The organism is Gibbsiella quercinecans (assembly GCF_002291425.1).
Lineage (GTDB): Bacteria > Pseudomonadota > Gammaproteobacteria > Enterobacterales > Enterobacteriaceae > Gibbsiella > Gibbsiella quercinecans.
Genome location: NZ_CP014136.1, coordinates 2,855,246 through 2,881,263 on the forward strand (window position 1 = coordinate 2,855,246; position 26,018 = coordinate 2,881,263).

Below are 26,018 nucleotides of genomic sequence, written 5' to 3' on the forward strand. Positions count from 1 at the left end.
ATAAGTCAGTAATTGGTAAATGTTTTTGTGATCTTGATTTGATTGCAATGCTGCCGGCCGCCGGCGAATGCGGCCTTAAAATGCCGCCAGCGGCGGTAGCCCGGCCAAAGTGAGTACATCAGCATTGGATGGCTGCGTAAATATAGGTAAATGGCTGGTACTCCCGGAAAGGGCACTTTAGAATCAATGCGCTTTCACGTTGTTTGTCTCTTAGAAGAAGGATCTGTGCATGTTCAAACGTACTTTAGTGACCCTTGTCGCCTTGTGTTCCCTGGTTGCCGTGGCGCCTGCTGCGCTTGCCGCCGGTGAAACCCACGTGATGTTGACCACCTCGGCCGGGAATATCGAACTGGCGCTTGATGGCCAGAAGGCGCCGGTGTCGACCAAGAATTTCATCGACTACGTGAACAGCGGTTTTTATAACAACACCACGTTCCACCGCGTTATCCCCGGCTTTATGATCCAGGGCGGCGGTTTTACCGCGGACATGCAACAGAAAAGCCCCAATGCGCCGATTAAAAACGAGGCGGACAATGGGCTGCGCAACCTGCGCGGTACCATCTCAATGGCGCGTACCGCGGATAAAGACAGCGCTACCAGCCAGTTCTTTCTGAACGTGGCGGATAACGCCTTTTTGGATCACGGCCAGCGTGACTTCGGCTATGCGGTGTTTGGTAAAGTGGTGAAAGGCATGGATGTGGTGGATAAAATCTCCCAGGTGCCGACCGCCAATGTCGGCCCTTACCAGAATGTGCCCAGCAAGCCGGTCGTCATTCTGTCGGCGAAAGTGCTGCCATAAGTTTTACCGCGCGCCGGCGCCCCGCCTGGGGGGCCGGCCTGTTGTTCCCCTCCTTCCCGAAGCATTGCGTACATCACTTTTTTCTTCTGCACGGCATGGTTTAATGCGCTATGGGTAATCAGGTTGCTGATGGCGCTGCTATTATCTTTATGGCGGCAGGCCATTGTGGCTGGCAACCCGGCGTTCATTGGCCTTCGTTCAGGATAAGCTGCAAAGATGTATGAATTTAATCAGGTGTTGCTGTTATTGCAGCAGATGTGCGTGTATCTCGTTATCGCCTACTTGTTAAGTAAAACACCCCTGTTTATTCCGCTGACCCAGGTCACTATCCGCCTGCCGCATAAGCTGCTGTGCTATGTGATCTTTTCGGTGTTCTGCATTATGGGCACCTATTTCGGCCTGCATATCCAGGATTCTATCGCCAATACCCGCGCCATCGGCGCCGTATTGGGCGGCTTGCTTGGCGGGCCATCCGTTGGCTTTTTGGTGGGGCTGACCGGTGGGCTGCACCGCTATACGCTCGGCGGGATGACCGACGTCGCCTGTGCGGTTTCGACCATCACCGAAGGCCTGGTGGGCGGCATTGTGCACAGCATCGCCATGCGCCGCCGCCGTATCGATCTGTTATTCAATCCGCTTTTCGTTGCCGGGGTGGCGCTGGTGGCTGAAATGCTGCAGATGGCGATTATCCTCGCCATCGCCCGCCCATTCGGCGAGGCTCTGCGGCTGGTGGAATACATTGCGTTGCCGATGATGATCGCCAACACGCTGGGCGCGGCGATGTTTATGCAAATTCTGCTCGATCGCCGTGCGATGTTTGAAAAATACACCAGCGCGTTTTCTTCCAAGGCGTTGAAGATTGCCGAACTGACGGAGGGCATCCTGCGCCAGGGCTTCGATCAGGAAAACAGCATGAAGGTGGCGCGGGTGATCTACCAGGAACTGGGCATCGGCGCGGTAGCGATTACGGATCGCGAAAAGCTGTTGGCGTTCATTGGCATCGGTGACGATCATCATCTGCCGGGCACGCCGATCGCTTCGGCGCATTCTCATCACGCTATCGATCACAACCAGGTGGTCTATGCCGACGGGAATGAAGTGGCCTACTGCTGTTCGATCAACCCCAACTGCAAACTCGGCTCAACGCTGGTGATCCCGCTGCGCGGCGAAAACCAACGGGTGATCGGCACCATCAAGCTGTACGAACCAAAAAGCAAACTGTTCAGCACTATCAACCGCACGCTGGGTGAAGGGATCGCCAGCCTGCTTTCGGCGCAGATCATGGCTGGGCAATATGAGCGCCACAAACAGCTGCTGGCGCAGTCGGAAATCAAATTGCTGCATGCGCAGGTCAATCCACACTTTCTGTTTAACGCGCTGAATACGCTGGTGGCGGTCATTCGGCGCGACGGCGATCGCGCCTGCGAGCTGGTGCAGTACCTTTCCACGTTTTTCCGCAAGAATCTCAAACGCTCCGACGATGAGGTGAGCCTGGCGGATGAGCTGGAGCATGTAAACGCCTATTTGCAAATTGAAAAGGCGCGCTTTGCCGATCGGCTGGAGATCGCCGTTTCGCTGCCGCCAGAGCTGATGGCGGTGCGTCTGCCGGCATTCTCCCTGCAGCCGATCGTCGAGAATGCGATCAAGCACGGCACTTCGCACATGCTGGGGGTTGGCCGGATCGACATCGGCGCGCGCTGCGAAGCGGGGCACCTGTTGCTGCAGGTGACCGATAACGCTGGGCTGTTCCAGCCGCAGCCGCACAGCCAGGGATTGGGCATGAACCTGGTGGATAAGCGCATCCGCGTGCGCTACGGCGAGGGCTACGGTGTGCAGGTGGTGTGTGAACCGGAAGCATTTACCCGTATTACGCTCAATGTGCCGCTCGGCGAGCCGTTGATGGGGGCCGCATGACGTTGAACGTCCTGATTGTTGATGACGAACCTTCCGCCCGTGATAACCTGCGCCACCTGCTGGAAGAGCATGAGGGCATTACGGTGATTGGAGAATGCGCCAATGCCATTGAGGCGATCAGCGTGATCCACCGCCAGCAGCCGGACGTGGTGTTTCTCGATATCCAGATGCCGCGCATCAGCGGGCTGGAGATGGTCGGCATGCTCGATCCTAACCGTATGCCGTATATCGTGTTCCTCACCGCGTACGATGAATACGCGGTGCAGGCTTTTGAGGAACATGCGTTTGATTACCTGCTCAAGCCTGCCGAGCCGCAGCGGTTGAACAAAACGCTGCAGCGGCTGCAGCAAAGCCGTGCCCCGCAGGATATCGCCGCGCTGGAAGAGAGCGCCGGCTACCTGAAATATATCCCTTGCACCGGTCATAGCCGGATTTACCTGCTGCGCTTCGATGAAGTGATCGCCATTCGCTCGCGCCTAAGCGGCGTTTACGTGGTGCGCGACGACGGCATGGAGTGTTTCACCGAACTGACGCTGCGCACCCTGGAAAGCCGCACGCCTTTGGTGCGTTGCCACCGGCAATACCTGGTCAATCTGGAACAGGTGCGGGAGATTCGCTTCGAGGAAAGCGGCGCGGCGGAAATGATCATGTCGGTGGGGGAACCGGTGCCGGTCAGCCGCCGCTACCTGAAATCGTTGAAGGAAGAGCTCGGGTTGCGCGGTTAGCCGCCCCATTTCCGCTGCCGAGTATGCCATGCTTGACGGGCTTACGCTGCGCTTATAGCTTTATCGCATTCACCGGCGCGTTTGCGCCCCGTCTGCGTTAAGGAACATGAAATGAGTGAAGCACGGATTATCGCCAAAGCGCTGCACGCCGGGAAGCCGGCGCAGGACTTGGCTATTTTACCCGCGTTGGCGAACCGCCACGGCTTGATCACCGGCGCCACCGGCACCGGTAAAACGGTCACGCTGCAAAGAATGGCCGAGCAGTTTTCCCGCATTGGCGTCCCGGTGTTCCTGGCGGACGTGAAGGGCGATCTGTCCGGCATCGGCGCCGCGGGCGAGCCTTCGGAAAAGCTGCAGGCGCGGCTTGCGGCGATCGGCGTAACCGACTGGCAGCCGCAGGCGTGCAACATCATCCCATGGGATATTTTTGGCGAAAAGGGCCACCCGATCCGCGCCACGGTATCCGATCTTGGCCCTCTACTGCTGGGGCGGCTGCTGGATTTGAACGACATTCAGCAAGGCGTATTGCAACTTGTGTTCCGCATTGCCGATGACAACGGCCTGCTGCTGCTGGACATGAAAGATTTGCGCGCCATGGTGCAGTACGTCGGCGATAACGCCAAACAGTACCAAACCCAGTACGGCAATATTTCTACCGCCTCCATCGGCGCCATCCAGCGTGGGCTGCTGGCGCTGGAAGATCAGGGCGCCAACCAGTTCTTCGGCGAGCCGATGCTGGATATCAACGATCTGATGCGTACCGACAGCAACGGCCACGGCGTGATCAACCTGCTTGCGGCTGATAAGCTGATTAATCAGCCGAAACTGTATGCCATCTTCCTGCTGTGGCTGCTGGCGGAGCTGTTTGAACAACTGCCGGAAGTCGGCGATCCGGAACAGCCGAAGCTGGTGTTCTTCTTCGACGAAGCGCACCTGTTATTCAACGATGCGCCAGAGGCGCTGCTGAGCAAAATTGAACAGGTCGTGCGCCTGATCCGCTCCAAAGGCGTGGGTGTTTACTTCGTCACCCAAAACCCATTGGATATTCCAGACAGCGTGCTTGGCCAACTGGGCAACCGCGTGCAGCACGCGCTGCGTGCCTTTACCCCACGCGATCAAAAAGCCGTGAAGGCGGCGGCGCAAACCCTGCGCGCCAACCCGGCGTTTGATGCGGAAACCGCGATTACCGAGCTGGGCGTGGGCGAAGCGCTGGTGTCTTTCCTGGATGAAAAAGGCCGGCCTAACGTGGTGGAGCGCGCCATGGTTATCGCGCCGGAATCGAAAATGGGGATGCTGGGCGCCGAGGGGTTGAATAGCGCCATCAATAAATCACCGCTGTACGGCCGCTATGAGGATATGGTGGATCGTGAGTCGGCCTACGAGAAACTCTCTGCTGAAGGCTTTACTACCGTGGGTAAACCGCAGCCCGGCCAGCCGGCGAGCAAACCGGCGCAGGAACCGGCCGGTGGGGGATTGATGGGGGGGCTGAACGAGATCTTGTTCGGTTCAACCGGCCCGCGTGGCGGCAAGCGTGACGGCATCGTGCAGACCGCCGCGAAAAGTATGGCGCGCGATCTGGGCCGCCAAATTCTGCGCGGTGTGTTAGGTTCAATCATGGGCGGCCGCAAAAAATAAGCGCCAGCCCCGTCAACGCAAGAAAACACCGTTATTTTTATAATAAGTTGATTTGAGTATGTTGCTGCTGATCGATAACTACGACTCCTTTACCTATAATCTTTATCAGTATTTCTGCGAGCTGGGCGCCGAGGTGCTGGTCAAACGCAACGACGAACTGCAACTGGCCGACATCGAACGCCTGGCTCCGCGGCAACTGGTGATATCCCCCGGCCCGTGCACGCCGAATGAGGCCGGCATTTCCCTGGCGGCGATCCGCCATTTTGCCGGTCGTTTGCCGATCCTCGGCGTTTGCCTGGGCCATCAGGCTTTGGGGCAGGCGTTTGGCGCCAGCGTCGTGCGCGCCCGCAATGTGATGCATGGCAAAACCTCCGCCATTCGCCACGACGGCCGCGGCGTGTTTGCCGGCTTGAATAATCCGTTGACCGTAACCCGTTATCACTCACTGGTGCTGGAGGCCGCTACGTTGCCGGATTGCTTTGAGGTGACGGCCTGGAGCGAGCGTGCAGGGGTACGTGATGAGGTAATGGGGATCCGCCACCGCACGCTGCCGCTGGAAGGGGTACAATTCCATCCGGAAAGCATTCTTAGCGAGCAGGGGCATCAGCTTTTGGGCAATTTCCTTAAGAGTTAATCGGTTAGGTTTTTTTTACCTGCTTTTGATGATTTAGGTTTGCCCTTGAGTGGTTTTTTATGCATATTTTGTGATTATATTTTCACTTAATGGCAACGATAAATTCTTATTGCGTACAGGGTGGGGCCCAAGAATGACCGAAAAATCCACAGTCAGCCGTAGTACATTTGATCAGGTAATTTTGCCCGTTTATGCACCCGCACAGTTTGTGCCGGTGAAAGGCCAGGGCAGCCGCGTGTGGGATCAGCAAGGGAAAGAGTATATTGATTTCTCTGGCGGTATTGCGGTGACGGCGCTTGGCCACTGCCACCCGGCGCTGGTCGCGGCGTTGAAAGAGCAGGGGGAAACCCTGTGGCATACCAGCAATGTGTTTACCAATGAGCCGGCGCTGCGCCTGGCCAGTAAGCTGATTGCGGCGACGTTTGCCGATCGGGTATTTTTCGCCAACTCCGGGGCGGAAGCCAACGAAGCGGCGTTTAAACTGGCCCGGCATTACGCAATTACCCGCCACAGCCCGTACAAGACCAAAATCATCGCGTTCTATAATGCTTTCCACGGTCGCACGCTGTTTACCGTTTCGGTCGGCGGCCAGGCGAAATACTCCGACGGCTTCGGGCCGAAGCCTGCCGACATTGTGCACGTGCCGTTCAACGATCTGGCCGCCGTGAAGGCGGTGATGGACGACCACACCTGCGCGGTGGTGATGGAACCCATCCAGGGCGAGGGCGGCATTATGCCGGTGGACGCCGCGTTCCTGAAAGGGGTGCGCGAGCTGTGCGATCGCCATCAGGCGCTGCTGGTGTTTGATGAAGTGCAAAGCGGCATGGGGCGCAGCGGCAAGCTGTTCGCCTATATGCACTATGGCGTAACGCCGGATATCCTGACCACCGCTAAAGCGTTGGGCGGCGGTTTCCCGGTCAGCGCCATGCTGACCACCGAGGAAATCGCTTCGGTGATGCACGTGGGCACCCACGGCACTACCTACGGCGGCAACCCGCTTGCCTGTGCGGTCGCTGAAGCGGCGCTGGACGTCATCAACACGCCAGAGGTGCTGAGCGGCATTGAACAGCGCCACGGCCTGTTTGTGCAGGCGCTGCAACGGATTGGCGAGAAGTACGCGATTTTCTCCGAAGTGCGGGGGATGGGGCTGCTGATCGGCGCGGAACTGGTGCCGGGCTATCACGGCAAGGCGCGTGAGTTTCTGACTGCGGCGGCGGCGCGTGGGCTGATGATCCTTAACGCCGGGCCAGATGTGATCCGCTTTGCGCCTTCGCTGGTGGTGGAACTGGAAGATATCGACGCGGGGATGGCGCTGTTTGAACTGGCGGTGCAGGACGTGATAAACGCCTAAGCGGCGGGCACAGCGAGCTAGCGCCGTGCAAAATAAACGCCCCGTGGCCGGTTGGCCACGGGGCGTTTGCTATTTCCTGGCGCCCAGCGTGTGATTAACGCGTGCCGTAAACCACGATGGTTTTGCCGTGGGCAGAAATGAGGTTTTGATCTTCCAGCATTTTCAGAATACGGCCGACGGTTTCGCGTGAGCAACCGACAATCTGGCCGATCTCCTGGCGGGTAATTTTGATTTGCATGCCGTCCGGGTGAGTCATGGCATCCGGTTGTTTTGCCAGGTTTAGCAGGGTTTGTGCGATACGCCCGGTAACGTCAAGGAAAGCAAGGTTGCCCACTTTCTCTGAAGTAACCTGCAGCCGGCTTGCCATCTGCGCAGACAGGCGCATCAGGATATCCGGGTTCACCTGGATCAACTGACGGAATTTCTTATAGGAAATTTCAGCCACTTCACAGGCGGTTTTCGCCCTTACCCAGGCGCTGCGCTCCTGGCCTTCTTCAAATAACCCGAGTTCCCCGATAAAGTCCCCCTGGTTGAGGTAGGACAGGATCATCTCTTTACCTTCTTCGTCTTTAATCAGCACCGCGACGGAGCCTTTAACGATGTAGTAAAGCGTTTCGGCTTTTTCACCTTGGTGAATCAGCGTACTTTTGGATGGATATTTGTGGATATGGCAATGAGACAGGAACCATTCGAGAGTCGGGTCTGTTTGCGGTTTGCCGAGAACCATTCGCTGTTATCCTCTGTTGTAATCGCTGCCTTGTGTCACAGGGATCAGAGTTCCCTGTAAAACATGTTTTAGCCCACGTGCGCGTGGTGGCTATCAACAGGTTTTGAGGCGTGCCATAAAATATGCTACTGCTTTAGCATATTGACTTGCCGGAAATGCTGCAAGCTACATTCTGTTAACATACCACGTCAGGCACCTTTCCTCGAACGTTTCCCTGGAGCCTGCTCATTGGAAAGGGGATTTTCAGACTGAGCCCTGCCATTAATCGTGGAGCCGGCAAAAAGACAACATACTGCCGCAAAGCCCGCGATTGCCGCCGCATTCACGCGCAATGACAGGACACAGTCTAGTGTGGTTTTAGCACAGAGTGAGGCCAGTGTCTTGTGTTGTCTCGCTTCAGCATGATTCACGTCAGGTTCCGTTGCCAGTTTTAGCGCGAAAGCGTAGTCTGGGCTGCATAAACCAAGCGGAGTAACGAGTATGCAGGCAAGAATCAAGTGGGTGGAAGGTTTGACGTTCCTGGGCGAATCCGCCTCCGGCCATCAGGTGTTGCTGGACGGCAACGCCGGGGAAAAAGCGCCAAGCCCAATGGAAATGGTGTTGATGTCTGTTGGCGGGTGCAGCGCGATTGACGTGGTCTCGATTCTGCAAAAAGGCCGTAACGATGTGCGTGATTGTGAGGTAAAACTGACCTCAGAGCGCCGCACGGAGGCGCCGCGCATATTTACCCATATCAACCTGCATTTTATTGTTACCGGTAAAGGGCTTACCGATAACGTTGTTGAGCGTGCGGTGAATCTGTCGGCGGAGAAATATTGCTCGGTATCGCTGATGCTCGGTAAGGCCGCCAGCGTCACCCACAGCTTTGAAATCCGCGCGGTGGAGTGACGCCCAACGTATTACTTGATTTTTTTCCCTTCCAACAGGCGCTGCACCAGCGGCGCCATGATCAACTCCATTGCTAGCCCCATTTTTCCGCCCGGCACCACCAATGTATTGATATGCGAAATAAATGAACCCTGCAGCATCGCCAGCAGATAAGGGTAGTCGATCTGCTCCAGGCCGCGGAAGTGGATCACCACAAAGCTTTCATCCAGCGACGGGATCGCTTTGGCGGCGAACGGGTTGGAAGTATCCACCGTCGGCACCCGCTGGAAGTTGATATGGGTGCGTGAAAACTGGGGCGTGATGTAGTTAATGTAATCTTCCATCGAGCGAACCACGGAATCCATCACCGCTTCGCGTGAATGGCCGCGCTCGCCGGTATCGCGGATCAGTTTCTGGATCCACTCCAGGTTGACGATCGGCACCACCCCCACCAGCAAGTCGACATACCTGGCGACGTCATGATGGTCGGCGACAACGCCACCGTGCAGCCCTTCATAAAACAGCACGTCGGTGGGTTCCGGCAGGGGCTCCCAGGGGGTGAAGGTGCCTGGCACCTGGTTGTAGGGCACCGCTTCGTCGTAAGTGTGCAGGTATTTGCGCGAACGGCCGGTGCCGTGTTTGCCGTATTCAATAAAGCTTTGTTCCAGCAGGCCAAAGTCGTTGGCTTCCGGGCCGAAATAGCTGATGTGGCGGCCAAGATCGCGTGCTTTGCGGATCGCGGCGTCCATCTCCGGCCGGGTATAGCGGTGGAAGCTGTCGCCTTCCAGTTCGGCGGCGCGGATATTCAACTGCTGGAATATTTTGCGAAACGCCACGCTGGTGGTTGTGGTGCCGGCGCCGCTGGAGCCGGTCACCGCAATGACAGGATGTTTAGCTGACATAAATACCGTTCCCCGTGAGAAATCTGGCGATGTGGCCGTGCCCCGTATTCAGGCTGGCGCCACAGCCTAGCATTGTTATCACGTTTCGCGCACCGGTGTCATCTTTGCGGCAGAGGGATGCGAAAAAAGCAACGCATCGGCGCAATTTTGCTGCTTCAACCGCAGCACGAAATTGGCGAGACTGTAAAAAAACGGGAGGAAAGCCATGAACATGCCGTCGTCGCGCTGGTGGTGGGATTTATCTACACGGGAATTCAGTGAACTGGAAATGGATAAGATGGTGGCGGTGTTGCCGATCGGCGCCGTCGAGCAGCACGGCCCGCATTTGCCCGTTCGGGTGGATGCGGCGATCAATGCCGGGATAGTGCAGCGTGCGGTGGAACTGATGCCCGCTGATTTACCGGCGTTGATTTTGCCCATGTTGCCGATTGGCAAATCCGATGAGCATTTGCACTATCCCGGCACCCTGACGTTGCCTTACGAGATTTTGGGCAAAGTGTGGTTTGAAGTGGCGAAAAGCGCCTGGCGAGCGGGGATCCGTAAACTGATTTTCTGGAATTCACATGGCGGCCAGCCGCAGTTGATGGAGATTGTCTGCCGCCAACTGCGTATTGAACTGAATATGTTTGCCGTGGGGGCCAGTTGGTTTCGCACCATTGATACCCGCGATCTCTACGCCGCTGAAGAGTTACAGCATGGTATTCACGGTGGGGAGTCTGAAACCAGCGTGATGTTGCATCTGCACCCGGATCTGGTCCAGATGGCCTATGCGGAAAACTTTGTCTCGGCATCGGTCGCGTTGGCCGCGAAAGGGGGCATTCTGACGCCCGAAGGCGGCGTGGGTTTTGGTTGGATGGCTGAAGATTTGCACCCGGCGGGTACCACCGGCAACGCGGCTGCGGCGGATGCCGGGCGCGGCAAAACGGAAACCGAACGGGCCGCCCAGGCGTTGGTGAAGCTGATCGAGGAAGTGCGGGATTTTGACATCAGCCACCTTGGCTGAACATTCAGGCCACCACGCCCGCTTGCTGCCGGCGGCGCTAGGCCATTTGCAGCATCAGGCCTTTCATGGTTTCTGCCAGTACGCTGCCAATGGCGCTGGTGCCGCGGTTGTGACCAATCAGCATCAGCGTTTGTGTCTGTTGCGCCAATTCCCGTACCGGAATATAAATCAGACGCCCACTACGCAGATCCACGTCAATATCGAACGGGGTGAGGAAGGTCAGCGCCTGATCCACCATCGCGGCCTGGCGCATTACCTCAATCGAGTTGGTTTCAATCACCGGCTGCGCGTTGATCATCGCACGGGCGAAAACTTCATTGAGATACGGGCGGATCACCATACTTTTATCCGCAATCACCAGCGGATGCGGTACGCAGTCGCTTAAGCGCAGGCTGCTTTTATCCGCCAGCGGGTGGCCTGGCGCCACTACGGCACCTAATCGGCTGACCACGCTGGCGATGATGCGCAGAGTTGGCGGCAGCTCGAAATCAAATCCGACGCCCAAATCGGCTTCGCCGGAGGCGACGGCATTGGTGATGTCTTCACCGGTGGTCATTTGCCGCAGCACCAGTTTTACGCGCGGGTTGGCGCGGCGAAACTCGGCCGCGGTGCGCGGCACCAGATTGGCAGCCAGCCCGCTCATCATGGCTACGGTGACTTCCCCGCGCCGCAGCCCTTTCAATTCCTCAATTTTAATCTGCGCCCATTCCAGCTCTTTGAAACTCTGGCGAACATGGTGAATCAACGTCTCCCCGGCCGCCGTAAGCAACATTTTGCGCGGCAAGCGCTGAAATAGCGGCGTACCCAGCTCATCTTCCAGCGCCAGTATCTGGCGATTAATCGCCGAAGCGGAAATATGCAGGCGCGCTGCCGCTTTGCGGATCGAACCACTACGCGCAACCTCATCCAGATAAACCAGCAGGCGGTGTTGAAGCATGTCTTCTCCATGCGTTGCCTTTAAGGCATCGCTAAGTACGAAAATATGTGCTTTTAAGGTAACGAAAATCGCGTCATAACTGAACAAAATTTACGCGGAGGGGCATCAAAATGGCAGATTTAAGTCGCAGGGGATTCGCAAAAATGCTGGCGGGCGCGGTGTTGCTTCCAACACTGGCGCCGCTGCTGTCGGCCAGAGCGCAGGCGGCGGAAAAGGACATCAAGGTGGCGTTGCTGCTACCGGGCTCGATTGCCGACGGTGGCTGGAGCATGCTGGCTTATCAGGGGCTGCAGGCGCTGAAACAAGCCGGCTATGGCGTGGCGTACAGCGAAAGCGTCTCCCAGGCGCAGATGGATCAAGTGATCCGCGGCTATGCCGATGATGGCTACACGCTGATTATCGGTCACAGTTTTGAATACGGTTCTGCGTTTGCCGAGATTGCACCGGACTATCCCGACACTTACTTTTTTGCCTCTACGTTTAAGCCGGCGGAAAACACGCCAGACAACGTGGAATACGTCAATCTGGCCTATCTGCAGGCGGCCTGGGGCGCAGGGGCGCTGGCCGCGTTGATCTCTGAAAAGGGCAAAGCCGTGGGTTTTGTCGGCGGCGGTGATAACCCGACGCAGCAGGCCATGATGCGCGCGTTTATTCAGGGCGCGGAGAAAACCCGCCCGGGTATTAAAGGGCTGGGGGTCGTCACCGGCGATTACGACAATGCGGCGAAAGGGCGAGAAGCGGCCACGACCATGATCGGTAACGGCGCCGACGTGATCTGGCATGCGGCGGATGTTACCGGCCTGGGCGCGCTGCAGGGCGCGGCGGCGGCAAAAGTGAAAGCGATCGGCTGTTATGCCGATCAGAAAGACGTTGCCCCCGGTTTTATCGCCTGCAGCTTCAAGCAGAACCTGGACTGGATGGTGGAACAGGTTGGCGAATCGGTGGCGAACAAGGCCTTTCTCGGCGGAAAAGAGTGGGGCCCCAGCGTCGCCCAGGCCTGGTCAGTGGTGCACGGCAGCGAGCCGTTTGATAGCCGGTTAGTGAGTGCGAGCGCCTGGCAGCAGTTCCAGACGATATGGCAACAGTTGGACAAAGGTACGTTGGTGCCAAAAGTTTGACTTGAGGAGGCGCAGCTTGACGGTGGCTACGGCGGCGGTGCGCGTCGCGCTGAACAATATTACCAAACGCTTTGCGCGCGTGACGGCCAATGACGGTGTGTCAATGGCCGTCAGGGCTGGCGAGATTCATGCCCTGTTGGGCGAGAACGGCGCGGGTAAAAGCACGCTGATGCAGATTCTCTACGGCTTATACCATCCGGATGCCGGTGAAATCATTGTGGATGGGCAGCCGGTGCAATTACGCGATCCCAGCGACGCGATAGCCTGTGGCATCGGCATGGTACATCAGGAATTCATGCTGGTTCAGCCGATGAGCGTTGTCGAGAATGTGGTGCTGGGCCTGAAAGAAAGCGCCTGGGGCCGGCTCGATTTGTCTGCGGCCGCCGCACGTTTACAGGCTCTGTCTGCGCGGCACGGTTTGGCGGTCGATCCCTGGGCGAAAGTTCATCACCTGCCGATTGGGGTACAGCAGCGCGTTGAAATACTCAAGCTGCTCTACCGCGATGCCCAGGTGTTGATCCTGGATGAACCGACCGCAGTGCTGACCCCGCAGGAAAAAGCCGGGCTGTTTGCCACGCTGCGCTCGCTGCGCGCCGAAGGGCGTTCGGTGATCATTGTTACGCATAAGCTTTACGAAATCATGGCGATAGCCGATCGGGTATCGGTGATGCGTGCCGGAAAAATGGTAGAGACGGTTGCGGTGAGCGCCACTTCGGAAACCGATCTGGCGCGGCGTATGGTTGGGCGCGATGTGGTGCTACGGGTGGATAAGGCGCCCTGTAAAACCGGGGCGAACGTTTTGCATGTCGATAACATCGCGCTGCGCGATGAGAGTGGGCGGCAGAAAATATGGCGGGTGTCGCTGAAAGTCGCCGCCGGGGAAATTCTTGGTATCGCCGGTGTGGATGGTAATGGCCAGTCGGAATTGGCGGATGCCTTACTTAATCTGCGCGCCATAGAGGCGGGGCGGATTTGGTTGGGTGGGGAAGATATTACCCAGGCGTCGCCGGCGCAGCGACGGGCCAAAGGTATTGGCTTTATTCCTGCCGATCGGCGTGGTGTGGGCTCTGTGACTGCGTTGTCGATCATTGATAACGCCATGTTGGGCGCACAGCGCAGCTTTACCCGGGCGCGCGGCTGGTTGCTGGACCGCAAAAAAATGGCGCAGCATGCACAGTCGATTATTGCGCATTTTCAGGTGCACACGCCCGATGCGGAGTTTGAAGCCGGAAAACTTTCCGGCGGCAATCTGCAGAAACTGATCCTGGGGCGTGAAGTGGCGCGAACCCCACGTTTGTTAGTGGTGGAGCAACCCACTCGCGGCCTGGACGTTGGCGCTGTACAGGCTGTATGGCAGGGGTTATTGGCAGCGCGCGACAGCGGCTGTGCCATTCTGATGATTTCGGCGGAGTTGGAAGAGATCCTGAACCTTTCCGATCGCATTGCGGTGATGTATGGCGGCCAGATCGCCGGCGTACTGGATGCTCGCGAAGCCACGGCGGAAAAATTGGGTGAGCTGATGGCCGGCGGCAAGTTCAGCGAGGAGGCCGTAGATGAAAACGCTGCTTGAAAAACGCCTTGCCCCAGCCGATTCCGCCCTGGCGATTACCTCAACCAGCCTGGGCGCCATTCTGGCGGCATTTTTCCTGGCCGGTTTACTGTTTATTCCCTTCGGCGGCAATCCGATAACCGCCTATGGCTTTTTGTTCAGTGAAGCCTTCGGCACGCTGCGCGGCTTTGGCCTGACGCTGGTGCAAAGTACGCCGCTGATCCTGATCGCGCTGGCCACCATTGTTATTTGGCGTGCCGGGCTTGGTTACATCGGCTTTGAAGGGTGCTTTCTTGTGGGGGCGGCGGTCGCCAGTTGGATGGCGTTGGCAGGCACGCCGCAGGGGCTCCCCTGGGCGTTGCCCGTTTGGGCCTATTGGCCATTGGTACTGATCTCGGCTTTTCTTGCCGGCGCATTATGGGCCGGGTGGGTTGGCGCGCTGCGGGTGCGCTTTGGCGGCAACGATGTGCTGATTTCACTGATGGCCAATTATGTGGCGATTTTCCTGGTGCAGTATCTGGTTTCCGGGCCGATGCGTGCGCCGGGCGATCTGCCGCAAACGCCGCGTTTGCCGGTGGATAGTTGGCTAGCCTATCTGATGCCAGGTATGCGGGCGCATTGGGGCATCGCCATTGCGTTAGTCGCCACCCTGTTTGTGTGGTGGTTGATACGCGCGACGCCCGCCGGTTATGAAATTATTGTCAGCGGATTGAACCCCAAAGCGGCGCGCTACGGCGGCATTCAGGTTGGCCAACGGCAGATGAGCGCGGTGTTTTTGGGGGGCGGCCTGGCCGCGCTGGCGGGGCTGTGTGCGGTATTGGGCGTACAGCACCGCCTGATGGAGGGGCTTTCCGGCGGCGTTGGCTTTATTGGCGTGGTCGTGGCGTTATTGGCCCGGCTCAACCCTGTGCTGGTCATCCCCACCGCGATCCTTTACGGCGGCCTTGAAGTTGGCGGCAGCGCCATGCAGCGCCAAAGCGGGCTGCCGACTTCGGTGGTGCTGATCCTGCAAAGCCTGGTGGTGCTGCTGATCCTAGCCGGCGATGTGTTGCGTTATTACCGCTTGCGGTGGCCGGGCCAACGCCCGTCAGCAACGCAGTTATCGGGGGATAGGCCATGAGTGAGCTGGCGCATATTGATGCCGCGTTTTTAATCACCTGGCTGGCGGCGGCGGTCAGGCTGGCTGGCCCGGTGCTGTTGGCCGCGCTGGGGGAAATTTATGCCGAGCGCGCCGGGGTGCTGAATATCGGCATTGAAGGCACGATCTTAATGGGTGCCCTGGGAAGTTATATGGTCGCCGTCTTCAGCGGTTCAACGGCCCTGGGGTTTATCGCCGGTGGTGTAGCCGGCCTGGTGGTTGGGGTGTTGCTGGCCATGCTCTATCTGCGTGCGCACGCCAGCCAAATCGTCGTTGGCATCGTTTTTAATATTCTGGCCGCTGGCATCGCGACCTGGACCTATTCGCTGGTGATGGGCAACGCCTCTTCACCCACCATCAGCATGCTTGAGCCGCTGCAAATTCCACTGTTATCCGCCATTCCAGCAATTGGGCCGGTGCTGTTTTCCCAGCCTTTGCCGCTGTATATCACGCTGTTGCTGGTGGCTGTCGCCCATTATGGCCTGTTTCATACCCGTTTTGGTTTATCGCTGCGCGCCGTGGGGGAGAACCCCCGCGCTGCCCATGCGGCGGGGCTCAATGTGTTGCGGATCCGCACCTGGGGCGTGTTGCTCTCATGTGTGGGCGCCGGGCTGGCGGGGAGTTACCTGGTGACCGCGCAGATTGGCCTGTTCCGCGACAATATTGTCAGCGGCCAAGGGTTCATCGCACTCGCAATCGTCATTTTTGGCCGCTGGAGCCCGGTAAAAGCGCTGATTGCCGCCTTTGTCTTTGGTGCCGCCGATGCGCTCCAGCTTTCCCTACAACTGTTTGAAAGCACGCTACCGCCACAGTTACTGCTGGCGTTGCCCTATCTGCTCACCATTCTGGCGATGTCCGGCGTGGTGGGGCGCACGGTGCAACCGGGCGCATTGACTCAACCTTATCGCAAGGAGTAATGGATGAATAGCTTCCGTCTGACCAACGCGGCCGATGCGCAGGTATTCCGTATCAGCCCGAACGACACCAACTATTTCGCCGTCCTGTTCGATCGGCAGCAGGACGGTATTGATAACATTTTTGTGGTGGAAATTTTCACGGTTGGCGGTGCGACGCCGCCCAATGAACACCCGCATGCGCACGAGTTTTTCTATGTTTTGCATGGCGAAGGCGTGGCGAGCTGCAACGGTGATGAGGTGGCGATTCGCCAGGGGGATGCGCTGTTACTGCACCCGGGCAATGAACACCTGATCCGTAACACCGGCAGCGGCAAACTGTATACCTTAACCGTGATGACGCCGAACGAAGGTTTTGCTGAACTGATTCGCAGCGGCGAGCCAATGCAGCTTGATGAAGAAGACTTACGGGTATTGATTGGAGGGTGATATGGGCGGGAATCCGCTGGGAAGCGCCCAGCATAATCAATGGCACGTTACGGCCACGCAGGTGGATATGGTGCGAACGCCGGTAACGCCGCACCCGTTGACGATCGGTAGCCGTGGCCGTGAAGTGACGTTTGATCGCCAGCGTAGCGCGCTGATTATTATCGATATGCAGAATGATTTTTGCCACCGGGATGGCTGGCTTGGCCATATTGGGGTAGACGTCAGCCCGGCGCGTGCGCCGATTGCGCCGTTGCAAAGGCTATTGCCGGCGCTGCGGGCCGTTGGCGTGCCGGTGATTTGGCTAAACTGGGGCAATCGTCCGGACCGGCTAAATCTTAGCCCGGCGCTGCTGCATGTGTATAACCCACAGGGTGATGGGGTAGGGCTTGGCGATGCGCTACCGGTTTCCGGCGCGCCGGTATTACAGGCCGGCAGTTGGGCCGCGGCCGTTGTTGATGAGTTGGTGCCGGATGAACGCGATATTCACATCGATAAATACCGCATGTCGGGGTTCCAGGATACGGTGCTGGATAGCGTATTGCGTAATCTCGGCGTGACGACGCTGCTGTTTGCCGGCGTAAACGTGGATCAATGCGTGCTCTGTACTCTGCAGGAGGCAAATTTCCGTGGCTACGATTGCCTGTTGCTGGAAGACTGCAGCGCCACGACCTCCCCGGCTTACTGCCTGGATGCCACGTTGTATAACGTACAACAATGTTTCGGCTTTGTGGTGAACTCCGCGGAGTTGCGGCAACGGCTGTAAGGAGAGAATGTGGCGTATCTGCTTACCGATGGTTGGGTGATCACCATGAACGCCCGGCGCGAAATTCTGGAACGGGCCAGCCTGGTCATTGACGGCAACCGGATTCAGGCGATTGGCACACGGCTGACGTTGAGCGCGGCCTATCCGCAGGCAGAAGTGATCGATTGCCGCGGTAATATTATCATGCCCGGCATGGTGAACACCCATACCCATCTGTTCCAGACGCTGTTAAAAGGGCTGGGGGACGATCGGGTATTGAAGGAGTGGTTCACCTGCATGACGGGCCCCAGCGCAGTGGCCTTAACGGAAGAGGATGTATTTGCCGCGGCTATGCATGGCTGCGTTGAGTCAATTCGCTCTGGGGTCACCTCGCTAGTGGATTTTATGTATGCCCACCCGCGCCTGGGGTTAACGGCCCAGGTGATTGAAGCATTCCAGTGTAGCGGCATACGCGGCCATGTGTGCCGTGGGTTTCTCACTGCGGGTGCAGAGCACGGCATTCCTCCGGCGCTGATCGAAACACCGGAGAAAGCGCTGGCAGATGCCCGTGCGCTGATTGCGCGTTACCACCAGCCGGAAGGGCGGGTAAAAGTGGGGTTGGCGCCCAGCATGATCTGGGCGCTGGATGAAAAGGCACTGCGTGGCACGCGCCAACTGGCGGATGAAACCGGCGTGCTCATCACCACCCACGTGGCGGAAACCGATTTTGAGATCCAGCAATCGCAATCGCGTTTTCAATGTACCGATACCGAGTTTTTGGGCGATATCGGTTTTCTTGGCCCGGATGTGTTGGCCGTGCATTGCGTGCAATGCCATGCCGGTGACATTAACATTCTGCAACGCCACGATGTGCGTGTTTCCCACAATCCGTGCAGCAACCTTTATCTTGCTTCGGGCGTGCCGCCTATTCCGGCGATGCTGGCGGCGGGGATCACCGTGGGCCTGGGATCTGACGGCCCGGCCAGCAGCAACAACCATAGCCTGTTCCAGGCAATGAAAACCGCGGCGCTGTTGCAAAAAGGCGTGCATCGCGATCCCACCATCATCACGGCGGAAAAAGTGCTGGAAATGGCCACCATTGACGGAGCCCGGGCGATTGGCCTGGAACACGCGGTGGGATCGCTGGAGGTCGGGAAATGTGCCGATGTGGTAGTGGTGGGGACCGATCACCCGGCGATGACGCCAATCCATCACCCGGTTTCTTCGCTGGTTTACTCTGCCCTGGGGCATGAGGTGACCGACGTTTTCATTGATGGCCGGCCGGTAATGCGTAACGGCGTAATCACCACCGTTAACCAGCGTGAGGTGTTGGCGCGTTCGCAACGCGCCGCGCAGGCGCTGGCGGCACGCACCGGTAATGACCGCCCGCGGCCATGGCGATCTTTTGCCGGTTAGCCGTGGAACGAGGTGCGCGGCATAATGTTGATTGTCTCATGCAGCTCGGACCACACCAGCAGCACCTCGCCGCTTTTCAGTTGGCGGCGCACGTCTTCCACTTTTTGCTCCAGCGTGCGTTCCTGTTCGCCGTAGTCGGTGCCTTCACGCAGCACAAAGGATTCAATCAGATTGTTCAGGGTTTCCGTTGCTAATTCTTGCCAGGGGATAATCACTGTTTGGGTTCCAGATAAGGGGTAAGCCAGGCGGGAATGCGCGATTCCAGCCACATTTGCGGTTTTTTCAGCGTGCCGCCGACAAAGCCGACGTGGCCGCCAAACGCCGTCAGCTGATACTCGACGTTGGCCGGCAGGCGGTTGAGATCCGGGATCACTGCATCGGTCATGAACGGATCGTCCTTGGCGTGAATGATCAACAGCGGCGTACGGATCTGCGGCAGCAGCGGCAGGGCGCTGCAACGCCGATAATAATCGTCGGCGCCGCTGAAGCCATGGATGCGTGCGGTGATCGCATCATCGAAGTCGCGGATACGCCGCAGGCTTTGCAACTGCGGCAAATCCAGCGGCAGAGTATTGGGGTAGCGCAGCAGCTTACGCATGGCGTTCTGCTTCAGTTGCCCCAGCAGATAGCGTTGATAAACGCGGGAAAACCCTTGCTCCATGCGCGCGGAGCAAGGCTCCAGCATCAGCGGCGCAGAGACGATCGCCGCGGCGTGCAACAGGCTGTTCTGGCCCTGTTGAGCCAAATAACAGGCCAGCATATTGCCGCCGAGTGAAATGCCGACCGCGGCAGTTGGCACATCGCCATAGGTGGTGCGCAGCCAGCGCAGGAAGACGCGGGCGTCTTCCGTTTCGCCGGAATGGTAAATACGCGCTCCGCGGTTGGGCACGCCGCTACAGCCGCGAAAATGCATCACCACCCCAAGCCAGCCTTGTTCACGCCAGGCGTTCAGCAGGCCGTGACCATACGGGCTATAAAAACTGCCTTCCAGGCCATGAAACAGTACCACGCGGGGTTTAGCGCGCGCCTGTAGTGGGTCTTCGCTCCAGGCCAGATCGAGAAAATCGCCGTCGGGTAATTCCAGCCGCTGCCAGTACGGTTCCAGTAGTACCCGGCGGCGCACCAGTCTTGGCAGCAGGGTTTGCAGGTGCGGGTTTTTGGCGCCGGGCAACGGGTGAAATGTTTCATGCATAACGAATCAATATCTTTTGGGGAATCGGAGCCACTATATGCAAGCGGCGCGCGGGCGGCAACCGGAGCCTGCCTTTGGTGCTGGTAAACCGCTGTGGTAGAAAACCCTACCGCGTTAACGTGATTGATAAAGGACTTATTGTGTGATCAATCGCGTACTGATAACTTCAAGGGTTTGAGCGAATTATAAATACGGCAAGCAAGAAAACTTTAGGGTGAGGAGCACCCGATTCATGGAATTAAGTTTATTTCTTTCAATGTTAGGCTTCCTGTGGGTGGCCGCCATCACGCCTGGCCCCAACAATATGCTACTGACCACCTCCGGCGCCAACTTCGGCTTTATGCGTTCGCTATGGCTGATGATCGGCATTATGCTCGGCATGCAGAGCATTTTGCTGCTGGTGGCCTTCGGCGTTGGCAGCCTGATCCTGGTTTATCCGTCTCTGCACCTGATCCTGAAGATCCTCGGCAGCCTGTATTTGCTGTGGTTGGCGTGGAAAGTGGCGACGGCGGCGTATGAAAAGCTGGAAACCGACGTCGCGCCGCCCAAACCGATTCGCCTGTACCAGGGCTGGTTGCTGCAGTTCCTCAACCCCAAAGCCTGGCTGATGGCGTTGGGCGCCGTGGCGAGCTTCAGCCTGGAGGGCGCGCGCTATAATCACTCTATCGTGGCGATAGCCTGTGGTATTTTTGCGGTGAATATAGTAGCCGGCGTCATTTGGCTGGGCTTTGGCACCGTGATTGGTCGCCTGCTGCGCAGTAAAAAAGCCTGGGTGATCTTTAACGTCTCGATGGGCGTATTAACGGCGGCCTGCGTCCTGCTGATTTGGCATTAAAGGGGGGAGCGATGACAGAGAACTATTTCCACGTTGATGCTTTTATCGGCGACGGGCTGCGCGGCAACCCGGCGGGGGTTTGCCTGCTGAAGCAACCGCTGCCGGGTGCACAGATGCAGGCCATCGCCAATGAACTGAACCTGCCGGAAACCAGCTTTGTCTGGGATGACGGCGATATGTATGCCATCCGTTGGTTCACGCCAACGCGGGAAGTGGATCTCTGTGGACACGCGACGCTGGCTGCGGCGCGCGTGCTATTTAGCGAAGTGAACCCTGGGCTGAGCGATATGCGTTTTCGCTCGGCCAGCGGTGAGCTGTATGTAAAGCGCGCCGCAGAAGACGGTGAGCGTTTGATTCTTGATTTTCCCTCCCGCCCACCGCAAAAAATCGCCGTGCCGAAACCCCTGCCGGCTTTGCTGGGGGCGGTGCCGGCCGAAGTTTGGCAAGCCAGGGCGATGCTGGTGGTACTGGAAAGCGAGGCGCAGGTGCGCGTGCTGCAGCCCAATATCCCGGCGCTGATCGACGAGTTGGGCTGTGGCGTGATCGTCACGGCACCCGGCGCCACGGTTGATTTTGTCTCGCGCTATTTCTCTTTGGATCGCAGCGAAGACCCGGTGACGGGCTCCGCTCATTGTACGCTGATGCCTTACTGGGCCGCCCGCCTTGGCCGCCATGTGCTGCATGCCCAGCAGCTTTCAGCGCGTGGCGGGGAGTTGTTTTGCGAACTGCACGGCGATCGCACACTGATTGGCGGATATGCTCACATTTTCCTGCGTGGTGAAATTACCCTCTGATCGCCGGCCGCGGCAATAACGCTTGCTGGGATAGACACGGACGTTATATTTCTTTATAGAATAAAAGATATTTTTTTATTCTTTTATGCATTGGTCTTGCTTGGATAACACTGTGAATCACTCAACAGTTGCTATCAATGGAGCAGATCATGGCAGGCAAATACCCTTTATTACGCGGCGTAACGCTGTTGTTGGCGTCGCTGATGGCCGCCGGCGCACAGGCTGTGGATGTGACCGTTGCGTATCAAACGTCGGCCGAGCCTGCCAAAGTCGCCCAGGCGGAAAACAGCTTTGCCAAGGCGTCAGGCGCGTCGGTTGACTGGCGCAAATTTGACAGTGGCTCCAGCGTGCTGCGGGCGATGGCTTCCGGCGACGTACAGATCGGCAATATCGGCTCCAGCCCGTTGGCGGTGGCCGCCAGTCAGAAACTCCCCATTGAAGTGTTCCTTATCGCCTCGCAGCTTGGCAGTTCCGAAGCGCTGGTGGTCAAGCCGGAGATTAAAACTCCACAAGACCTGATCGGCAAACGCATCGCGGTGCCGTTTATTTCCACCACGCACTACAGCCTGTTGGCTTCGCTGAAGCACTGGGGCATCAAACCTGAACAAGTGCAAATTCTCAACCTGCAGCCCCCGGCGATTGTCGCCGCCTGGCAGCGCGGTGATATTGACGGCGCCTATGTGTGGGCGCCTGCCGTCAACGAACTGGCGCAAAAGGGGCGGGTACTGACCGACTCTGAGCAAGTGGGGCAATGGGGCGCGCCGACGCTGGATGTGTGGGTGGTGCGGAAAGACTTCGCCGAGCAGCACCCGGACGTGGTGACGGCCTTTGCCGCCAGTGCGCTGGCGGCGCAAAAAGCGTATTTGGCCGCGCCGGATCAATGGTTGCAGGACAAAACCCATCTGAGCACGCTGGCGCGCCTGAGCGGCGTGCCGGAAGCGCAGGTGCCGGGGCTGGTCAAAGGCAACCGCTATTTGCCGGTGGCCGATCAAATCACGCAGCTTGCTAAACCAGTGGATAACGCCATTCGGGATACCGCCGAATTCCTTAAAGAACAAGGCAAGATCCCACAGGTTGACAGCGATTACAGCGCCTATGTGACCGACCGTTTTGTGAAACAGGTGCAGGCTGCGCCGCAGTCTTAGGGGACGGAATGTTACAGGTTAATCATCTTTCGGCAGAGTATCAGGGGCGCCAGGCGCTGCGCGATGTGTCGTTCCAGATTGCCCCAGGGCAACTGGTGGTGGTTTTGGGGCCTTCGGGCTGCGGCAAAACCACGTTGCTGAACCTGATCGCCGGGTTTAACGCGCCTTCTGCCGGCAGCATTACGTTAGATGGCAACCCGGTTACCGGCCCCGGCGCTGAACGGGGCGTGGTGTTTCAACATGAAGGTTTACTGCCGTGGCGCAACGTGGTGGATAACGTCGAGTTTGGCCTGCAACTGGCGGGCATCGACAAGCCGGCACGGCAACGCGTGGCGCGCAAGATGTTGGCGCGCGTTGGCCTGAGTGGCTATGAGCAGCATTTCATCTGGCAGCTTTCCGGCGGTATGCGCCAGCGCGTAGGGATTGCCCGCGCTCTGGCCGCCGACCCGCGATTGCTGTTGCTGGATGAGCCGTTCGGCGCGCTGGACGCTTTTACCCGCGAGCAGATGCAGGAACTGCTGCTGACCATCTGGCGCGACACCGGCAAACAGGTGCTGCTGATCACCCATGATATTGAAGAGGCGGTGTTTCTCGCCAGTGAGCTGTTGCTGCTGTCGCCCGGCCCGGGGCAGGTCGTGGAGCGCTTGTCGCTGAACTTTGGCCAACGCTATGCCGGCGGTGAGGCGTGCCGCGCCATCAAATCCGATCCTGAATTTATCGCCCAGCGCGAATATGTGCTGGGCAAAGTCTTCCAACAGCGTGAGGCGTTGCTATGAGCCTGGATTTTCCCCTGAAGGCGGCGGCCCGGCCCAAGGCCCTGGCCGCGCGCCGTTTTCACCTGCCGCGCACGCTGTGGCTAAGTGGTGCCACGCTGTTGGCGCTGCTGGCGGGATGGTGGGGCGTGACCGCGCTGGGGCTGATTAGCCCACTGTTTCTGCCGGCGCCGCAGCAGGTGTTGCACCAGCTGATGGTCATCGCCAGCCCGCAGGGATTTATGGACGCCACCCTGTGGCAGCACCTGGCCGCCAGCCTGGGGCGTATTCTGGTCGCCCTATTGGCGGCGGTGCTTATCGGCATACCGGTAGGCATCGCGATGGGGCTGAACGACACGGTGCGCGGCATTCTCGATCCCTTGATTGAGATTTACCGCCCGGTGCCGCCGCTGGCCTATTTACCGCTGATGGTTATCTGGTTTGGCATTGGTGAAACATCGAAGATTTTGCTGATTTATCTGGCGATTTTCGCGCCGGTAGCGCTTTCCGCCGTGGCTGGGGTACGCAGCGTCGCGCAGGTTCGGGTGCGCGCTGCGCTGGCTCTGGGCGCCAGCCGCTGGCAGGTGCTGCGCTTTGTGGTGTTGCCCAGCGCTCTGCCGGAAATCCTGACCGGCATTCGTATCGGGCTTGGCGTCGGTTGGTCGACGCTGGTGGCGGCCGAGCTGATCGCCGCCACGCGCGGCCTGGGTTTTATGGTGCAATCCGCCGGTGAGTTCCTGGCGACTGACGTGGTGATCGCGGGTATCAGTGTGATTGCGATTATTGCATTTGGTTTGGAACTGGGGCTGCGCGCCGTTCAGCGGCGATTGACCCCGTGGCATGGAGTACAACAATGAACGAACGCTTGAAAATCACCCCGCTGGGGCCATACATCGGTGCGCTGGTAGAGAATATTACGCTGGCGCGGCCGTTGGGCGACGGCCAGTTTGAACAGCTTTACCATGCGTTGCTCAAACATCAGGTGCTGTTTTTCCGCAACCAGCCGATCACCCCGTTGCAGCAGCGCGATCTGGCTGGGCGTTTTGGCGATCTGCACATCCACCCGGTGTACCCGCATGCCGGCGAGGTGGAAGAGATCATCGTGCTGGATACCCACAACGATAACCCGCCGGACAATGATAACTGGCATACCGACGTCACTTTTATTGAAACCCCGCCGCAGGGGGCGATTCTGGCCGCTAAAACGCTACCGGCCACCGGCGGCGATACGCTGTGGGCCAGCGGCATCGCCGCCTATGAGGCGCTGTCGGCGCCGTTCAAAACCTTGCTGGCCGGGCTGCAGGCGGAGCATGACTTCACCAAGTCGTTCCCGGAACATAAGCACCGTGGCAGCGCAGAAGAACACCAGCGCTGGCGATTGGCGGTAGAGAAGAACCCACCGCTGTTGCACCCGGTGGTGCGCACTCATCCGGTGAGCGGCCGGCAAGCGTTGTTCGTCAATGAAGGGTTTACCACGCGGATTGTCGATTTGGCGCCAAAAGAAAGCGATGCGTTGCTGAACTTCTTGTTTGCCCACATCAGCAAACCGGAGTTCCAGGTGCGCTGGCGCTGGCAGGAAAATGACGTGGCGATTTGGGATAACCGGGTTACCCAGCACTACGCCAATGCGGACTACCTGCCGCAGCGGCGCATTATGCACCGGGCGACCATCTTGGGGGATAAGCCTTTCTACCGCGCCTGAGGGTTAGTCCACCATCAGGTTACGGGAGAAGTTAATCATATCCACCCCTGCCTTTTTGCGGTACAGGCGTGCCTTGCGGGCGCCTGTCGCCGCCATCTCACCGGTTTCTTCAAACATCTCCGAGGCTTCAAAACGCCGCATCAGGCTTTTGCGCTGCACCGGGTGCGCCAGAATGATCTCAATCACTTCCTGTAGCTGGGCCAGCGTGAAGGCCGCCGGCAGGCAATAGATCGGCAGCATGGAATAGGTGGTTTTTTGCCGCAGCCGTTGCAGCGCCGCCGCGATGATGCGTTGATGATCGAACGCCAACTGCTCGGCCTGCAGTGCGCCAAGCGGCAGCCAGGCCACATCGTCCACGGCGGCAATGTGCGGCTGGCAATCGGCATGGGCAATCAGGGCAAAATAGACCGTCGTCAGGCTCCAGCCCCGCGGATCCCGATCCGGGCCGGAAAAACTCTCCAACTGCGCCAGATAAGGCGGTTCCACGCCGGTTTTTTCCATCAGCTTACGCTTCGCCGTTGCCTGCGTGGAATCATCACGCTGCAGATCGATAAACCCGCCCGGCAACCCCCAACGGCCCAAAAAAGGGTGGTTGGCCCGTTTGGCCAACAGAACGCATAGCTGCCCGCCGTGCACTGTAAACAACACGCTGTCTACCGTGACGATGGGGGAAGGGAAACGGCGAGGATCGTAGTTTTCCAGGTATTCGGCTTCTGTTGGCATGAGGGATTCGCAAAAAGAGTCTTTGAGACAAGATAACAATTCCCGGCCAAGGCAGCAAGCCGATGATTAGAGTTA

27 protein-coding genes are annotated in these 26,018 nt (G+C 58.3%); 21 read left to right on the plus strand and 6 right to left on the minus strand.

Annotated features, from left to right (window positions below; genetic code table 11):
- Nucleotides 1-229: 229 nt before the first annotated feature.
- The 6 genes from ppiA to argD all read left to right on the plus strand — a co-directional run bounded on the left by ppiA (nucleotide 230) and on the right by argD (nucleotide 7,058).
- Entirely contained in the window at nucleotides 230-799 is a 570-nt protein-coding gene (gene ppiA / locus ACN28Q_RS13180; protein ID WP_095846761.1) for a peptidylprolyl isomerase A, read from the plus strand.
- 216 nt (nucleotides 800-1,015) lie between these two features.
- Complete coding sequence (locus ACN28Q_RS13185; RefSeq protein ID WP_095846762.1) at nucleotides 1,016-2,713, plus strand: sensor histidine kinase; 1,698 nt, start codon at nucleotides 1,016-1,018, stop codon at nucleotides 2,711-2,713.
- On the plus strand, nucleotides 2,710-3,438 hold the full coding sequence (gene btsR, locus ACN28Q_RS13190; protein WP_095846763.1) for a two-component system response regulator BtsR: 729 nt from the start codon (nucleotides 2,710-2,712) through the stop codon (nucleotides 3,436-3,438). The genes ACN28Q_RS13185 and btsR overlap by 4 nt, the downstream gene beginning before the upstream one ends.
- 111 nt (nucleotides 3,439-3,549) lie before the next feature.
- On the plus strand, nucleotides 3,550-5,073 hold the full coding sequence (locus tag ACN28Q_RS13195) for a helicase HerA-like C-terminal domain-containing protein (RefSeq protein ID WP_095846764.1): 1,524 nt from the start codon (nucleotides 3,550-3,552) through the stop codon (nucleotides 5,071-5,073).
- A 58-nt stretch (nucleotides 5,074-5,131) separates the two neighbouring features.
- On the plus strand, nucleotides 5,132-5,707 hold the full coding sequence (locus ACN28Q_RS13200; RefSeq protein WP_095846765.1) for an aminodeoxychorismate synthase component II: 576 nt from the start codon (nucleotides 5,132-5,134) through the stop codon (nucleotides 5,705-5,707).
- Between the two features lie 133 nt (nucleotides 5,708-5,840).
- A complete protein-coding gene (gene argD / locus ACN28Q_RS13205) occupies nucleotides 5,841-7,058 on the plus strand; it encodes a bifunctional acetylornithine/succinyldiaminopimelate transaminase (protein WP_095846766.1) in 1,218 nt (405 codons plus the stop codon).
- Between the two features lie 94 nt (nucleotides 7,059-7,152).
- On the opposite strand, the gene crp is transcribed toward argD, so the two are convergent.
- Nucleotides 7,153-7,785 carry a cAMP-activated global transcriptional regulator CRP gene (crp, locus tag ACN28Q_RS13210; protein ID WP_004090925.1) on the minus strand — a complete coding sequence of 211 codons (633 nt, stop codon included), beginning with the start codon at nucleotides 7,783-7,785 and terminating at the stop codon, nucleotides 7,153-7,155.
- A gap of 480 nt (nucleotides 7,786-8,265) precedes the next feature.
- Here crp and ACN28Q_RS13215 point away from each other — a divergent pair, with 480 nt between their 5' ends.
- Nucleotides 8,266-8,673, plus strand: coding sequence for an OsmC family protein (locus ACN28Q_RS13215; protein ID WP_095846767.1), 408 nt, complete (start codon nucleotides 8,266-8,268; stop codon nucleotides 8,671-8,673).
- 11 nt (nucleotides 8,674-8,684) lie between these two features.
- On the opposite strand, the gene ACN28Q_RS13220 is transcribed toward ACN28Q_RS13215, so the two are convergent.
- Nucleotides 8,685-9,554: a phosphoribulokinase gene (locus tag ACN28Q_RS13220; protein WP_095846768.1), complete on the minus strand. Its 870-nt coding sequence runs from the start codon at nucleotides 9,552-9,554 to the stop codon at nucleotides 8,685-8,687.
- 205 nt (nucleotides 9,555-9,759) lie between these two features.
- Here ACN28Q_RS13220 and ACN28Q_RS13225 point away from each other — a divergent pair, with 205 nt between their 5' ends.
- On the plus strand, nucleotides 9,760-10,557 hold the full coding sequence (locus ACN28Q_RS13225) for a creatininase family protein (protein WP_095846769.1): 798 nt from the start codon (nucleotides 9,760-9,762) through the stop codon (nucleotides 10,555-10,557).
- A 37-nt stretch (nucleotides 10,558-10,594) separates the two neighbouring features.
- Here the strand turns inward: ACN28Q_RS13225 and ACN28Q_RS13230 are convergent, their stop codons facing one another.
- Nucleotides 10,595-11,494, minus strand: a complete 900-nt coding sequence (locus tag ACN28Q_RS13230) for a LysR family transcriptional regulator (RefSeq protein WP_095846770.1) — start codon at nucleotides 11,492-11,494, stop codon at nucleotides 10,595-10,597.
- A gap of 110 nt (nucleotides 11,495-11,604) precedes the next feature.
- Here ACN28Q_RS13230 and ACN28Q_RS13235 point away from each other — a divergent pair, with 110 nt between their 5' ends.
- Genes ACN28Q_RS13235 through ACN28Q_RS13265 form a run of 7 tightly spaced genes read left to right on the plus strand, consistent with a single transcriptional unit; the run spans nucleotide 11,605 to nucleotide 18,800 of the window.
- Entirely contained in the window at nucleotides 11,605-12,612 is a 1,008-nt protein-coding gene (locus ACN28Q_RS13235) for a BMP family protein (protein ID WP_095846771.1), read from the plus strand.
- A gap of 22 nt (nucleotides 12,613-12,634) precedes the next feature.
- Entirely contained in the window at nucleotides 12,635-14,182 is a 1,548-nt protein-coding gene (locus ACN28Q_RS13240) for an ABC transporter ATP-binding protein (protein WP_095849025.1), read from the plus strand.
- Complete coding sequence (locus tag ACN28Q_RS13245; RefSeq protein ID WP_095846772.1) at nucleotides 14,166-15,281, plus strand: ABC transporter permease; 1,116 nt, start codon at nucleotides 14,166-14,168, stop codon at nucleotides 15,279-15,281. Before ACN28Q_RS13240 ends, ACN28Q_RS13245 begins: the two co-directional genes overlap by 17 nt.
- Nucleotides 15,278-16,216 (plus strand): ABC transporter permease, encoded by a 939-nt coding sequence (locus ACN28Q_RS13250; RefSeq protein WP_095846773.1) that lies wholly within the window; start codon nucleotides 15,278-15,280, stop codon nucleotides 16,214-16,216. The genes ACN28Q_RS13245 and ACN28Q_RS13250 overlap by 4 nt, the downstream gene beginning before the upstream one ends.
- A 3-nt stretch (nucleotides 16,217-16,219) precedes the next feature.
- Entirely contained in the window at nucleotides 16,220-16,642 is a 423-nt protein-coding gene (locus ACN28Q_RS13255) for a cupin domain-containing protein (RefSeq protein WP_095846774.1), read from the plus strand.
- A 1-nt stretch (nucleotide 16,643) separates the two neighbouring features.
- On the plus strand, nucleotides 16,644-17,405 hold the full coding sequence (locus ACN28Q_RS13260) for a cysteine hydrolase family protein (RefSeq protein WP_095846775.1): 762 nt from the start codon (nucleotides 16,644-16,646) through the stop codon (nucleotides 17,403-17,405).
- Nucleotides 17,406-17,414: 9 nt separating this feature from the next.
- Nucleotides 17,415-18,800 (plus strand): amidohydrolase family protein, encoded by a 1,386-nt coding sequence (locus ACN28Q_RS13265; protein WP_095846776.1) that lies wholly within the window; start codon nucleotides 17,415-17,417, stop codon nucleotides 18,798-18,800.
- Here the strand turns inward: ACN28Q_RS13265 and ACN28Q_RS13270 are convergent.
- Nucleotides 18,797-19,015 carry a YheU family protein gene (locus ACN28Q_RS13270; protein ID WP_095846777.1) on the minus strand — a complete coding sequence of 73 codons (219 nt, stop codon included), beginning with the start codon at nucleotides 19,013-19,015 and terminating at the stop codon, nucleotides 18,797-18,799. The two genes, ACN28Q_RS13265 and ACN28Q_RS13270, sit on opposite strands and share 4 nt — an antisense overlap.
- The gene (locus ACN28Q_RS13275; RefSeq protein WP_095846778.1) at nucleotides 19,012-19,992 is read right to left on the minus strand and encodes a hydrolase; all 981 of its coding nucleotides are present in this window, start codon (nucleotides 19,990-19,992) and stop codon (nucleotides 19,012-19,014) included. Before ACN28Q_RS13275 ends, ACN28Q_RS13270 begins: the two co-directional genes overlap by 4 nt.
- A gap of 232 nt (nucleotides 19,993-20,224) precedes the next feature.
- Here ACN28Q_RS13275 and ACN28Q_RS13280 point away from each other — a divergent pair, with 232 nt between their 5' ends.
- From ACN28Q_RS13280 to tauD, 6 genes are all read left to right on the plus strand, one after another.
- Nucleotides 20,225-20,827 (plus strand): LysE family translocator, encoded by a 603-nt coding sequence (locus ACN28Q_RS13280; protein ID WP_095846779.1) that lies wholly within the window; start codon nucleotides 20,225-20,227, stop codon nucleotides 20,825-20,827.
- 11 nt (nucleotides 20,828-20,838) lie between these two features.
- Nucleotides 20,839-21,621: a PhzF family phenazine biosynthesis protein gene (locus ACN28Q_RS13285; RefSeq protein ID WP_095846780.1), complete on the plus strand. Its 783-nt coding sequence runs from the start codon at nucleotides 20,839-20,841 to the stop codon at nucleotides 21,619-21,621.
- Nucleotides 21,622-21,770: 149 nt separating this feature from the next.
- A complete protein-coding gene (gene tauA, locus ACN28Q_RS13290) occupies nucleotides 21,771-22,766 on the plus strand; it encodes a taurine ABC transporter substrate-binding protein (protein WP_165907084.1) in 996 nt (331 codons plus the stop codon).
- 8 nt (nucleotides 22,767-22,774) lie between these two features.
- The gene (tauB, locus tag ACN28Q_RS13295) at nucleotides 22,775-23,542 is read left to right on the plus strand and encodes a taurine ABC transporter ATP-binding subunit (protein WP_095846781.1); all 768 of its coding nucleotides are present in this window, start codon (nucleotides 22,775-22,777) and stop codon (nucleotides 23,540-23,542) included.
- Complete coding sequence (tauC, locus tag ACN28Q_RS13300; RefSeq protein WP_165907085.1) at nucleotides 23,539-24,375, plus strand: taurine ABC transporter permease TauC; 837 nt, start codon at nucleotides 23,539-23,541, stop codon at nucleotides 24,373-24,375. The genes tauB and tauC overlap by 4 nt, the downstream gene beginning before the upstream one ends.
- Nucleotides 24,372-25,220, plus strand: coding sequence for a taurine dioxygenase (gene tauD / locus ACN28Q_RS13305; RefSeq protein ID WP_095846782.1), 849 nt, complete (start codon nucleotides 24,372-24,374; stop codon nucleotides 25,218-25,220). The genes tauC and tauD overlap by 4 nt, the downstream gene beginning before the upstream one ends.
- A 3-nt stretch (nucleotides 25,221-25,223) precedes the next feature.
- Here the strand turns inward: tauD and ACN28Q_RS13310 are convergent, their stop codons facing one another.
- A complete protein-coding gene (locus ACN28Q_RS13310) occupies nucleotides 25,224-25,943 on the minus strand; it encodes an NUDIX hydrolase (RefSeq protein WP_095846783.1) in 720 nt (239 codons plus the stop codon).
- Nucleotides 25,944-26,018 lie beyond the last annotated feature (75 nt).